Origin of the sequence: Marimonas lutisalis (assembly GCF_005434965.1) — a bacterium.
Taxonomy (GTDB): domain Bacteria; phylum Pseudomonadota; class Alphaproteobacteria; order Rhodobacterales; family Rhodobacteraceae; genus Marimonas_A; species Marimonas_A lutisalis.
The window spans coordinates 480800-493434 of the sequence record NZ_SKCI01000002.1; the positions used below are offsets into that span (position 1 = coordinate 480800).

The 12635-nt window shown below is 63.4% G+C and carries 13 protein-coding genes; 7 read left to right on the forward strand and 6 right to left on the reverse strand.

Annotated features, from left to right (window positions below; genetic code table 11):
- Positions 1 to 24: 24 nt before the first annotated feature.
- From E0501_RS10440 to E0501_RS10450, 3 genes are all read right to left on the reverse strand, one after another.
- Positions 25 to 1206 (reverse strand): cytochrome P450, encoded by a 1182-nt coding sequence (locus tag E0501_RS10440; protein ID WP_137701309.1) that lies wholly within the window; start codon positions 1204 to 1206, stop codon positions 25 to 27.
- Positions 1207 to 1334: 128 nt separating this feature from the next.
- Positions 1335 to 2930, reverse strand: a complete 1596-nt coding sequence (serA, locus tag E0501_RS10445; protein WP_137701310.1) for a phosphoglycerate dehydrogenase — start codon at positions 2928 to 2930, stop codon at positions 1335 to 1337.
- A gap of 76 nt (positions 2931 to 3006) precedes the next feature.
- On the reverse strand, positions 3007 to 4149 hold the full coding sequence (locus E0501_RS10450; protein WP_137701311.1) for a phosphoserine transaminase: 1143 nt from the start codon (positions 4147 to 4149) through the stop codon (positions 3007 to 3009).
- 158 nt (positions 4150 to 4307) lie between these two features.
- Between E0501_RS10450 and serB the strand changes: the two genes are divergently transcribed.
- Positions 4308 to 5183 (forward strand): phosphoserine phosphatase SerB, encoded by an 876-nt coding sequence (serB, locus tag E0501_RS10455; RefSeq protein ID WP_137701312.1) that lies wholly within the window; start codon positions 4308 to 4310, stop codon positions 5181 to 5183.
- 64 nt (positions 5184 to 5247) lie between these two features.
- Here the strand turns inward: serB and pcaQ are convergent, their stop codons facing one another.
- Entirely contained in the window at positions 5248 to 6159 is a 912-nt protein-coding gene (gene pcaQ / locus E0501_RS10460) for a pca operon transcription factor PcaQ (RefSeq protein ID WP_137701313.1), read from the reverse strand.
- 91 nt (positions 6160 to 6250) lie between these two features.
- Between pcaQ and pobA the strand changes: the two genes are divergently transcribed.
- Genes pobA through E0501_RS10485 form a run of 5 tightly spaced genes read left to right on the forward strand, consistent with a single transcriptional unit; the run spans position 6251 to position 10166 of the window.
- Complete coding sequence (gene pobA, locus E0501_RS10465) at positions 6251 to 7420, forward strand: 4-hydroxybenzoate 3-monooxygenase (protein ID WP_137701314.1); 1170 nt, start codon at positions 6251 to 6253, stop codon at positions 7418 to 7420.
- An 18-nt stretch (positions 7421 to 7438) separates the two neighbouring features.
- The gene (gene pcaC / locus E0501_RS10470) at positions 7439 to 7825 is read left to right on the forward strand and encodes a 4-carboxymuconolactone decarboxylase (protein ID WP_137701315.1); all 387 of its coding nucleotides are present in this window, start codon (positions 7439 to 7441) and stop codon (positions 7823 to 7825) included.
- A gap of 22 nt (positions 7826 to 7847) precedes the next feature.
- Positions 7848 to 8573, forward strand: coding sequence for a protocatechuate 3,4-dioxygenase subunit beta (pcaH, locus tag E0501_RS10475; protein ID WP_137701316.1), 726 nt, complete (start codon positions 7848 to 7850; stop codon positions 8571 to 8573).
- 60 nt (positions 8574 to 8633) lie between these two features.
- Complete coding sequence (locus tag E0501_RS10480; RefSeq protein ID WP_137701317.1) at positions 8634 to 9320, forward strand: protocatechuate 3,4-dioxygenase subunit alpha; 687 nt, start codon at positions 8634 to 8636, stop codon at positions 9318 to 9320.
- Positions 9321 to 9335: 15 nt separating this feature from the next.
- Positions 9336 to 10166: a BKACE family enzyme gene (locus tag E0501_RS10485; RefSeq protein WP_137701318.1), complete on the forward strand. Its 831-nt coding sequence runs from the start codon at positions 9336 to 9338 to the stop codon at positions 10164 to 10166.
- 24 nt (positions 10167 to 10190) lie between these two features.
- Here the strand turns inward: E0501_RS10485 and E0501_RS10490 are convergent, their stop codons facing one another.
- Positions 10191 to 10424 (reverse strand): hypothetical protein, encoded by a 234-nt coding sequence (locus E0501_RS10490; protein ID WP_137701319.1) that lies wholly within the window; start codon positions 10422 to 10424, stop codon positions 10191 to 10193.
- 295 nt (positions 10425 to 10719) lie between these two features.
- On the opposite strand from E0501_RS10490, the gene E0501_RS10495 reads away from it, so the two are divergent.
- Complete coding sequence (locus E0501_RS10495) at positions 10720 to 11385, forward strand: DUF6639 family protein (RefSeq protein WP_328591473.1); 666 nt, start codon at positions 10720 to 10722, stop codon at positions 11383 to 11385.
- 42 nt (positions 11386 to 11427) lie between these two features.
- Here the strand turns inward: E0501_RS10495 and rlmN are convergent, their stop codons facing one another.
- Positions 11428 to 12612 (reverse strand): 23S rRNA (adenine(2503)-C(2))-methyltransferase RlmN, encoded by a 1185-nt coding sequence (gene rlmN, locus E0501_RS10500; protein WP_137701321.1) that lies wholly within the window; start codon positions 12610 to 12612, stop codon positions 11428 to 11430.
- Positions 12613 to 12635: the final 23 nt, after the last annotated feature.

The following is a 12635-nucleotide window of genomic DNA, read 5'->3' on the forward strand; positions in this document are numbered from 1 at the left end:
GGCGGTCGAAACGGCCGCCCGGCCTTAGTTCAGCCGGACCGGCAGGTTGAGGGGGCCACGGAAGCCGAAACCGCGCCAGATCACGCTGCTGGGATCGGCAAGTTCCATGTTCGGGAAACGGTCGAACAGCATGGGCAGGAGCAGCTGCACCAGCATCATCCGCGCGACATGGGTGCCCTGGCAGAAATGCGGCCCGACGCCGAAGCTCTGATGCGTCTTGTCGGGGCGGAAGAGATCATATTCCTCGCCGTTTTCGTGAATGTCCTCGTCGCGGCCGGCCGAGGCCTGGGAGGTCATCACTACGTCGCCTCTGGGGATCAGGTGGCCGCCGATTTCGACATCTTCCTTCGCCACGCGCGAGCTGACCTGGATGGGCGCGATCCAGCGGACCCCTTCCTCGAACGCCTCGGCGAACCATTTGGGATCATCCTTGACGGCGGTCGTGTGGTCGGGGTTCGTCAGCAGGCCGTAGAGGATGGTGCAGAGCGCATCGCGCGGTTCGTTGATGCCGCCGCCGATGGCGATTTTCAGATTGGCGCGGATCTGGCTGAGCTCGATCGGGTCGCTGGCATTGACCATGGCCGACAGGGCCGAGGGCCCCTGTTCGACCAGGTGGCGTTCGGTTTCGCGGTCGAAAAGCGCGTTCATCGCGTCATGTGCCGCATCGACGATGGCAAAGGGTTCGGGATCCCAGGCGAAATTGCCGGCCCCGTCGATGAGCGCCTGCGACCAGTGGATCATTTCGTCGTCGGTGGCGGCCTCGATGCCCAGGAGATGCGCCAGGCACCGCGCGGCAAAGGGCGCAGCGAGCGCGGGAAAGAGATCGACCACTTCGCCGCGCGGCAGCCGGGCGACGTAGGTTTCGGCGATGTCGCGGTAGATACCTGTCCAGTGATCGCGGATGTTGCGCGGGGCAAAGGCGGGCGCCATGGCGTTTCGTTCGCGCAGGTGTTCGTCACCGTCCTTGCGCATCAGCGTGTGGGCGTGAAAGGCGCGCTTCATCGGCGTGTTCGGATCGTCGGTCGAGAAGAGCTCGGGCGTGGATTTGGCAAAGCGCGTATGCTCGGCCTTGGTCAGCAGGGTGCGGCCAAGGGCGGGGATACGCACGACAGGCGTGGTGGCGCGCAGGCGGCGATAGATCACGTAGGGATCGTTGATCAGGTCGGGGATGGTGACTGTATCGTCGACCGGCGCGGGCTTTGTCATGGTGGGTTCCCTTTTGGGAAAGCCTAGACCGGACGCATGGGCGCGGCAATAGAGGCGCAGGCATGGCCCATGAAACAGGAAACCCCGGGCCAACGCCCGGGGTTTCTGTTGTGCCGCTTGTCGTGCCGTCAGCCGATGTCGAATTCCAGCGGTTGCACCTGCTGGAAGAGGCCGGTGTCCTTGAGCTTGGCCAGGACGGGGGCGGGCACGGGGGCATCGACGTAAAGCAGCGCGATGGCGTCGCCTCCGGCCTGGTTCCGGCCCAGGGTGAAGTTGGCGATGTTGACGCCGTTTTCGCCCATGGTCTGGCCCAGCGTACCGATGATGCCGGGCACGTCTTCGTTGGTGGTGTAGAGCATATGCGCGCCGACCTCGGCGTCGATGTTGATGCCCTTGATCTGGATGAAGCGGGGCTTGCCATCCGAGAAGACGGTGCCGCCGATCGAGCGTTCACGCTTGTCGGTGACGACGGTGACCTTGATGTAGCCTTCGAAGGCGCCCGACTGGTCCTGGCTGGTGGTCGAGATCTTCATGCCGCGTTCCTTGGCGATCACCGGGGCCGAGACCATGTTGAGATCGGGGTTGGCGGGTTTGAGGATGCCGGCCACGGCGGCGCTGGTCAGGGCCTCGAGGTTCATGGTGGCGGCTTCGCCGTCGTAGAGGATGTTGATCGCCTTGATCGGCTCGTCCGTCAGCTGGCCGATGAAGGCGCCGAGGTGATCGGCGAGCTTGATCCACGGGCCCATGACCTTGGCCTCTTCGGCGGTCACCGACGGCATGTTGAGCGCGTTTTCGACCGCGCCGGTGAGCAGGTAGTTCGACATCTGCTCGGCCACCTGGATCGCCACGTTTTCCTGCGCCTCGGTGGTCGCCGCGCCGAGGTGCGGTGTGCAGACCACGTTGGGCAGGTTGAAGAGCACGTTTTCGGTGGCCGGTTCGACCGAGAACACGTCGAAGGCGGCGCCGGCGACATGGCCGGACTTGATCAGCTCGGCCAGGGCCTCTTCGTCGACGAGACCGCCGCGGGCGCAGTTGATGATGCGCACGCCCTTTTTCGTCTTTGCGAGGTTTTCGGCCGACAGGATGTTCTTGGTCTGCTCGGTGAACGGCACGTGCAGCGTGATGAAATCGGCGCGCGCGAGCAGGTCGTCGAGCTCGACTTTCTCGACGCCCATCTTGGTGGCCTTCTCTTCCGAGAGGAACGGATCGTAGGCGATGACCTTCATGCGCAGGCCCCGGGCGCGGTCGCAGACGATCGAGCCGATGTTGCCCGCGCCGATGACGCCGAGGGTTTTGGCGGTGAGCTCGACCCCCATGAATTTCGACTTTTCCCACTTGCCGGCATGGGTCGAGGCCGAGGCCTCGGGAATCTGGCGGGCGCAGGCGAACATCATGGCGATGGCATGCTCGGCGGTGGTGATGGTGTTGCCGAAGGGCGTGTTCATCACGATCACGCCTTTTTTCGAGGCGGCGACCTTGTCGATGTTGTCGGTGCCGATGCCGGCGCGGCCGATGACCTTCAGCTTGTCGGCGTTTTCGAGGATCTTCTCGGTCACCTTGGTGGCCGAGCGGATGGCGAGGCCGTCATAGTTGCTAATGATCTCGGCCAGCTTTTCCTTGTCCTTGCCCACGTCGGGCATGAAATCCACGTCGATGCCGCGATCGCGGAAGATCTGGACGGCGGTTTCGCTGAGCTTGTCGGAGACGAGTACTTTGGGAGCCATTTTTCTGGTCCTTTATGTGAGATATGTCGGGGGAAGGCGGGCTGAAGCCCGCCCTACGCTTTATGTGATCGCGGGCTTACTGCGCGGCGATTTCGGCCTGATACGCCCATTCGATCCAGGGCATGAGCGCCTGAACGTCGGCGGTTTCCACCGTGCCGCCGCACCAGATGCGCAGTCCCGGAGGGGCATCGCGATAGGCGCCGATGTCAAAGGCCACGCCTTCGTCGTCCAGCCGCTTGGCGACGGCCTTGGCAAAGGCTGCGCCGTCCTTGATGCGCGGATCGGTGAATTTCAGGCAGACGGAGGTGTTCGACATGATTGCCGGGTCATGCGGCAGGAAATCGATCCAGTCATGCAGTTCGACGAAATCGGCGACCGCCTTGGTGTTGGCGTCGGCGCGGGCGACGAGGCCCTTCAATCCGCCCACCGAGCGCGCCCAGTCGAGCGCGACGAGGTAGTCCTCGACCGCGAGCATCGAAGGGGTGTTGATGGTGGCGCCTTCGAAGATGCCTTCGATCAGCTTGCCGCCCTTGGTCAGGCGGAAGATTTTCGGCAGCGGCCAGGCGGGGGTGTAGCTTTCGAGCCGTTCGACCGCGCGGGGGCTGAGGATCAGCATGCCGTGGGCCGCTTCGCCGCCGAGCACCTTCTGCCAGGAGAAGGTTGTCACATCGAGTTTGTCCCAGGCCAGGTCCTGGGCGAAGGCGGCCGATGTGGCATCGCAGATGGTCAGGCCTTCGCGGTCGGCCGGGATCCAGTCGCCATTGGGGACGCGGACGCCGGAGGTGGTGCCGTTCCAGGTGAAAACGACATCGTTGGTGAAATCGACCGAGGCGAGATCGGCGATCTGGCCGTACTCGGCGGTTTTGACCACGGCATCGAGGCTGAGCTGTTTCACAACATCGGTGACCCAGCCGGCGCCGAAGCTTTCCCAGGCCAGCATTTCGACGCCGCGGGCGCCGAGCATCGACCACATGGCCATTTCCACCGCGCCGGTATCAGACGCGGGCACGATGCCGATCTTGTAATTGGCGGGGATGCCCAGCACTTCGCGCGTGCCTTCGATCGCGGCCTTCAACTTGGCCTTGCCGATTGCGGCACGATGCGATCGGCCGAGCGGCGCGTCAGCCAGTTTGTTCAGTTCGAAAGTGGGGGTCTTGGCACAGGGGCCAGAAGAAAAACGCGGATTGGCCGGCCGCGTTGCCGGTTGATGCATAGCCATTGCTGCTACCCTTCCAGATAAGCGCCCCTCGTTGGGGAGGGGTGTCCCACGGACGGAAATACGGGCGAATCCGGTCTTTCGCAAGTGCAGAAATGTCGCTAGAAGCCGCCGATGTGTCGGATTGCGGCACGGAATGGCTATGATCGGAAACTTCGTAAATGCATGTTGTGACGCTGTTAACCTCGCCGGACGTGAAATCGCTGGACCCTGCGCTGGTCGAGTCGCTGCGCAATGCCTGGGGCGGGGGGGGAGCGCGCTGGCTGGCGGTGGACGAGGCGGCGGAGTTCGGCCTGGAACAGCGGCCCGGCAATTTCTGGGATATCTGGGAAGACGTGCAGACACTGGGCGTGGACATGGTGATCCAGAAGGCCGAAGGGCGGAAGAAGAGGATGCTGCTGGCCGACATGGACAGCACGATGATCCGACAGGAATGTATCGACGAACTGGCCGAGGTGGCCGGTGTGGGTGACTACGTGAAGGACATCACCGCGCGGGCGATGAATGGCGAACTGGATTTCGAAGGCGCGCTGACCGAGCGGGTGGGGCTGTTGAAGGGGCTGGATGCGGGCGTGATCGACGAGGTTCTGCGCACGCGGATCGAGTTGATGCCCGGCGGCCGCGAACTGGTGGCGACGATGCGCGCGGGCGGGGCCTATGCGGCGCTGGTGTCGGGCGGGTTCACCGCGTTCACTGCCAAGGTGGCGGCCGAGCTGGGTTTTGACGAGAACCGGGCCAACACGCTCCTGATCGAGGATGGTAAGCTGACCGGGGACGTGGCGCGGCCGATCCTGGGGCGCGAGGCCAAGGTGCAGGCGCTTGAGGAGATCACGGCGCGCCTGGGCATTTCGAAGGCAGAGGCGATGGCAGTGGGTGACGGCGCGAACGATCTGGGCATGCTGAGCCTGGCGGGCGCCGGCGTGGCGCTGCATGCGAAACCCTCGGTCGCGGCGGAATGCGAGATCCGGGTGAATTTCGGCGACCTGACGGCGCTGCTTTATGTCCAGGGTTATGCACGGAGCGAATTCGCGGGGTGAATGCGCGCTGCGCGCGCATGCCTTCGGCGAGAGTATTTTCGGCAAGATGAAGCGGCGGGGGGCGTCAGCCGGCATCGCTGAGCACGTTGCCGATGGCAAGTCGGAAGATGTCCTGTGCGGGGGTCGAGGGGGCCTCGGGGCGGGACATGAGGCCGACCGGCCCCTGGGTGATCGCGGTGTCGAAGGGCAGGCGCACAAGGTGACCATCGGCGATTTCGTTGGTGACGACGCCTGCCGAGATGATCCAGACGCAATCGCTTTGGCGGGTGTGGACACGGCCGAAGGCGCCGGAAACGGTTTCGATCCGGCGGGGCAGGTCACCGATGCCGTTCTCCGCGAGATAACGTTCGACCAGCGGCCGGATGGCGGAGCCGCGCGAGGGGTAGATCACCGGGAAGTCGGCGATGCGGCGCAGATCGGGATCGCGGGTGAGTGGATGGCCGGCGCGGGTGACGAAGGCGACTTCCTCGGAATAAAGCTGGGTGAAGGAGAGGCCCTGCATCATGTCGGGCGGACCGAGGCGACCGATGACGAGATCGAGCTCGCCCAGGCGGAGGCGGTCGGTGAGATAGCCATGCGGGCCGTCGATGATCTGCAGCACGGCGTCAGGGGCCAGCGCCGCGAATTCGCGGGCGACGGGTGGCATGAGCCAGGCGGCAACGGAGGGCAGGGCACCGACGCGCAGGCGGGCGCGGGCATTCGTGCCGGTCTCGTGCACCTCATCTAGGCCCTGCTGGAGCGAGGCGAGCGAGGCGCGGGCGAAATGCAGGAAGACCTCGCCCTGGCGGGTGAGGGAAGTGCCGGCGCGTGAGCGGGTGAGAAGCGTGGCGCCGAGAATGTCCTCAAGCTCCTTCAGGGTTTTCGAAATCGCGGGCTGGGTAAGGTGGAGTGTTTCGGCGGCGCGCTTGAGGCTGCCTTCGCGGGCGATTTCGGTGAAACACTGGATGTGGCGGAACTTGATGCGGCGGTCGATCATTTGATTTCCATATTTGGCAAGTAAAGTGGAAATATCGTCATTTTACATCTCCGAAAAGCTAATTCATGGTCGGGCAAAGGGAGGAGAATCCATGCGAACACAGGTTGCCATCATCGGCGGCGGGCCATCGGGGCTGCTTCTGAGCCAGCTTTTGCACAAGCGCGGGATCGATACGGTCGTGCTGGAGCGCAAGACCAAGGATTACGTGCTGAGCCGGATCCGAGCGGGCGTGCTGGAGGTGGGATTCGTCAACCTGATGCGCGAGGCGGGTGTGGCCGAGCGGATGGACGAGGAATGCTTCGTCCATGATGGCACGGTGATTTCGCGCGACAACGAGCAGTTCGGCATCAATTTCAAGGAGCTGACCGGGAGCCACGTGGTGGTTTATGGCCAGACCGAGGTGACCCGCGACCTTTACGCCGCGCGCGAGGCGATGGATGGCAAGATCATCTACGAGGTCGAGGGCGTGGTGATCCACGGGGCCGATGGTGATGCGCCTTGCGTGACCTACGAGAAGGACGGCACCGAGCACCGGATCGATTGCGATTTCGTGGCGGGCTGCGACGGGTTCCACGGGGTGAGCCGGCAGACGATTCCCCTGACGCTGCGTAAGGAATACGAGAAGGTCTATCCCTTCGGCTGGCTGGGTATCCTGAGCGAGACGCCACCGGTGCACGAGGAACTGATCTATGCCAGTTCCGAGCGGGGGTTTGCGCTGTGTTCGATGCGCAACGAGAACCTGAGCCGCTATTACATCCAGTGTTCGCTGAGCGACAGCCCCGATGACTGGACCGATGCGGCGTTCTGGGAAGAGCTGAAGCGGCGCATTCCCGAGGAAGCGGCCGAGCGCCTGGTGACCGGGCCCAGCATCGAGAAATCCATCGCGCCCTTGCGCAGTTTCGTGACCGAGCCGATGCGGTGGGGGCGGCTTTTCCTGTGCGGGGATGCGGCGCATATCGTGCCGCCGACGGGGGCGAAGGGGCTGAACACGGCGGCGAGCGATATCCATTACCTCTATCACGGGCTGGTGCAGCATTACCTGGACAAGGATGACGAGGGGATCGAGCGTTATTCCGAGCGCGCGCTGGCGCGGATCTGGAAGGCGGAGCGGTTCAGTTGGTGGATGACGACGCTGCTGCACCGGTTTCCGGATCAAAGCGAGTTCGACCTGCGCATTCAGGCGGCGGAGGTGGCGTTTTTGCGCGACAATCGCGCGGCGCAGACGGTGCTGGCCGAGAACTATGTCGGCCTGCCATACTGAGGCATGGGGAGAGTGCGAATGTCAGAGCGTTATGATACCGGCATGAAGGTGCGCCGCCGCATCCTGGGCGATGCACATGTGGACCGGGCCGAGGCGAGGAAGACGGCGTTCGAGGCGCCGTTCCAGGAGATGATCACCGAGACCGCCTGGGGGAATGTCTGGGCAAGTGACGGGATCAGCGACCGGGAACGCTCGATGCTGACGCTGGCATTGCTGGCGGCGCTGGGGAATTTCGACGAGATCCCGATGCATATCCGCGCGACGGCGCGCACCGGGGCGAGCAAGACGGATGTGCTGGAGGCGTTTCAGCACGTGGCGATCTATGCCGGCGTGCCGCGCGCCAATCACGCGCTGAAACTGGCGCGCGAGACCTATGACGAGATGGAACGAGAAGGCGGGGCGTGACCCCGAGGAGAGGAGGGCCGAGATGAAACCCGGCGAATTTTACCAAAGAGACAGGCGCTGGCATCCGGCGGCCTATGACAAGGACTACAAGACGAGCGTGACGCGCTCGCCGCAATATGCGCTGATTTCGCTTCAGAACTCGATGAGCGAGATCACCGGGCCGGTCTTTGGCCACAACGATATCGACCCGATCGATAACGACCTGATCCTGAATTATGCCAAGCCCGGTGAAAGCCCCATTGGGGAGCGGATCATCGTTCATGGCCGGGTGCTGGATGAAAACGCGCGGCCCGTGCCCAATACGCTGGTCGAGATCTGGCAGGCCAATGCCGGGGGACGGTACCGGCACAAGAAGGATACCTACCTGGCGCCGATCGACCCGAATTTCGGCGGTTGCGGCCGGACCCTGACCGACGAGAACGGATACTATTTTTTCCGCACGGTGAAGCCCGGGGCCTACCCGTGGCGCAACTGGGTGAACGACTGGCGCCCGGCGCATATCCACGTGTCGGTTTTCGGGAGTGGTTTCGCCCAGCGGCTGATCACCCAGATGTATTTCGAGGGTGATCCGCTGATCGAGACCTGCCCGATCGTCAACACGATCAAGGACAAGGCGGCCATCGGACAGCTGATCGCGCCGCTGGACCGGAACGCGACGATCCCGCTCGATACCATCGCTTACAAGTTCGACATCGTGCTGCGCGGGCGGCGCTCGACGCTGTTTGAAAACCGGCTGGAGGGGAACTGAGCATTTCCAGCGAAAGTGGGAACCGGTTTCGCGGTTCGGAAATGCGATCAGGAGGATACTATGCAGAAGCTTGATTACCTGAAGGAAACCCCCAGCCAGACCGCGGGGCCTTATGTTCACATCGGGTTGGCGCCGGGAGCGGCCGGGTTCGACATTTATAGCCAGGAACTGGGCTGGGACATCGCCGGACCCAACGCCAAGGGTGAGCGCATCCGGGTTGAGGGCATCGTGATCGATGGCACCGGCAGCCCTGTGAAGGATGTGATGCTGGAGGCGTGGCAGGCCAATGCGGACGGCATTTACGCCCATGGCGAACACGCGGGCGAGGTGGAAGAAGGGTTTCGCGGCTGGGGCCGGGTGATCACCGATTTCAACACGGGCGAGTGGGGGTTTGATACGATCAAGCCCGGGCCGGTTCCGGCGCGCGGGCTGATGACGGGCGTGCGGCCTGCCGAAGAAGAGGAAATGCAGGATGCCTATGGCCGCGGCCATGCCGGGCTGCGCGCGATGGCACCGCATATCAACCTGTGGATCGTGGCGCGGGGCATCAATATCGGGCTGAACACGCGGGTCTATTTCAGCGACGAGGAAGAGGCCAACGCGCATGATCCGGTGCTGAACATCATCGAATGGGAGCGCCGGCGGCAAACCCTGATCACCAAACGCAGCGAGCGGGATGGACAGGTGGTCTATCGCTTCGATATCAAGCTGCAGGGCGAGGACGAGACCGTCTTCTTCGATATCTGAGAAAGGACCCGGCCAATGAGCAAACCCTGTATCATCTGCGTGGCGATCACCGGCAGCGTGCCGCAGAAAGCGGACAACCCGGCGGTGCCGATCACCATAGACGAGCAGGTGGAAAGCACGCAGGAGGCGTTCGAGGCCGGGGCCAGCATCGCGCATTGCCATGTGCGGATGGAGGATGGCAGCACCACCAGCGACCCGGAGCGATTTGCCCGGCTGAAAGAAGGGCTGGAGAAGCATTGCCCGGGCATGATCATCCAGTTTTCCACCGGCGGCCGGTCGGGCGCGGGCCATGAGCGCAGCGGCATGCTGCCGCTGCGCCCGGACATGGCAAGCCTGACCGTGGGGTCGAACAACTTTCCCACCCGGGTTTACGAGAACCCGCCGGACCTGGTGGCGTGGCTGGCCAGCGAGATGACGAAATACGAGGTCACGCCCGAGATCGAGGCCTTCGATCTGAGCCATATTCACCAGGCGGTTCTGATGAAGCATGCGGGGCTGTTGCCCGGCAAGCTCTATGTTCAGTTCGTGATGGGGGTGAAGAACGCGATGCCGGCCGACAAGGACGTCTTTGACTACTACGTCAAGACGATGCAGCGGCTGGCGCCGGAAGCCGAATGGTGCGCCGCGGGCATCGGGCGGCACCAGATCCAGGTGAACGAGTGGTGCATCGCCGCGGGCGGTCACACGCGCACGGGGCTGGAGGATAACGTGCGGCTGGACCGCGAGCACCTGGCACCGTCGAACGCCGCGCTGGTGAAGCGCGCGGTCGCGCTGTGCGAGAAATACGAGCGCCCGGTTGCCACATGGCAGCAGGCGCGCGAGATGCTGGAGCTGCGCGCGGCGTGAGCGAAGGTGGGGTGATCCCCCACCTTATGCTGCGTAGCGGGGCTCTTTCTCTTCGGGCTGGGCCTCGGGCAGGGCGCAGATGTCATCGCCTTTCAGAAGCGAGGTGATGACGCGGCCCGCGTCAGTGTCCTTGATGGCATAGCCGTAGCCGCGGAGGCGGAATTTCCATTCGCGTTCGCTGAGCGACATTTCACGCTCGCGCAGGACGATGTCGCAGACCTTGGCGGTCATTTCGGGGTCAAACTGCTCGTGTTTCATTGTTTTCTCCTCAACTCGAACAACACACTGTTGATGAATCGAGGATGATCGCGCTGTATGGCGCATGTTTGTCTTGATTTGGGAAATTTGTGGGGCAGCTGAGGCGCCTTGGCCGGGTTTGCGCCGCAATTGGAGCCTCCCACGCGAAAAGGCGGTTTCGGGGTTTCGCTTGCTGCGTGACAAAGCTGATTGCAGGGGCCTATATGAGGCGCTCTGCAACGCCAACACGGGAGATTGGCCAAGGATGTTCGTTTCGCTCCGCGCCTTGGGTTTCATAATCTTTGCGGCGTGTCTCATGCTTCCATTGTGGTCTTTGCCCGCGGCTGGCGACACGGTGCGCCTGCGTTGCGGCAACGCGGAGGTTTCCGTCTCCGGTGCGGATTCGCGTGAGCAGGCCTTGATTTGTGACGCTGCAAAAGGCGCGGCCGAATTCTTGGGGACGCTGGGCCTGACGCGGGCGGGGGCGGTTGAAATCGAGGTGGTAGACCAGATTCCCGAAGGCCTGAAGCTGGCAAGCGGCTGTTATGACTGGCGGGTCGATGTCGTTTCGATCCTGGGCGCGGAAAATTGTGCCGCGATGTGGGGAGGCAAGGAATTTTTCCGCGTGCCTTATGAGCGGGACATCTACAAAAGCTTTGCCGCGCATGAGGTGGCCCACGCGATCGCCGCGGCGAATTTCGAGGGCTTCATGCCGACAGTAACGACACAGGAATACATCGCCGCGGTGACGCAGCTTGGCACCATGGAGGCGGCGTTGCGGAACCGGATCCTGGCTGAGTTCGAGGGCGACGGGTTCGACGAGGCCAGCGAGATCAGCCTGTTATATTACCAGATCGACCCGGCCCGGTTCATCGTCGAGTGCTACCGCCATTACGCCAAGCATGAAAATGGTCCGGAATTCATTCGCCGGCTGATGCGCGGGGACACGGTTTTGAGCGATGGGCAAATTTACCTGCAATGAAAGCAAAGCAGTCATCCCGTGGCTGCGGGATCGCGCAGGGGGTCAGAGCCCGGCCTCGGCCTCGATCTGGGCGCGGGACTTGCGGGCGCGTTCGGTGGCGGATTTGAGCTGTCCGCAGGCGGCCATGATGTCCTCTCCGCGCGGGGTGCGGATGGGAGAGGCATAGCCTGCCTTGTAGACGATGTTGGCGAAGCTCTCGATCCGTTCCCAATCGGAGCGTTCATAGGGTGAGCCAGGCCATTCGTTGAACGGGATGAGGTTGATCTTGGCCGGGATGCCCTTGATCAGCTTGACCAGGCGGCGAGCATCTTCGTCGCTGTCGTTCACGCCCTTGAGCATGACGTATTCAAAGGTGATCCGCTCGGAATTCGAGGCCTTGGGATAGGTGCGCAGCGCATCCAGAAGTTCGGCGATGTTCCAACGCTTGTTGATCGGCACCAGCTTGTTGCGGGTCTCGTCTGTGGTGGCGTGGAAACTGACGGCGAGCTGGCAGCCGATCTCTTCGGCGGTGCGGGCGATTTCGGGCACGACACCGGAGGTGGAGAGCGTGATGCGGCGGCGCGACAGCGAGATGCCCTCGGGGTCCATGGCGATTTTCATCGCGTCACGCACGTTTTCGAAATTGTAGAGCGGTTCGCCCATGCCCATGAGCACGATGTTCGAGAGGAGCCGCGGGCGGGCATCGGAGCCTTCGCCGGGTTTGGGCCATTCGCCCAGGTCATCACGGGCGACCATGATCTGGCCGACGATTTCGCCCGCCGTCAGGTTGCGCACCAGTTTCTGCGTGCCGGTATGGCAGAACGAGCAGGTCAGCGTGCAGCCGACCTGGGACGAGACGCAGAGCGTGCCGCGGTCTTCCTCGGGGATGTAGACGACCTCCACCTCGTGGCCGCCGGAAATGCGGACGAGGTATTTGCGTGTGCCATCGGCCGAGACCTGGCGCGAGACGACCTCGGGGCGTTCGATCACGAAGGCCGCGTCCAGGTCGGCGCGGTAGGCCTTGGCGAGGTTGGTCATGGCGGCGAAGTCGGATTCGCCCTTCTGGTAGATCCACTGCCAGAGCTGATCGGCGCGCATCTTGGCCTGTTTTTCCGGCGTGCCGGCCGCGATCAGCGCTTCGCGCAGCTGCGGACGGGTGAGGCCCACGAGGTTGACCTTGCCATCGTCGCGCCGGGGGACGCGGGGCAGGGCTGTGACATCGGGTGTGATCGGGCTTTCGGGGGTCATGCGCGGAACCTTGGGTTGGATGC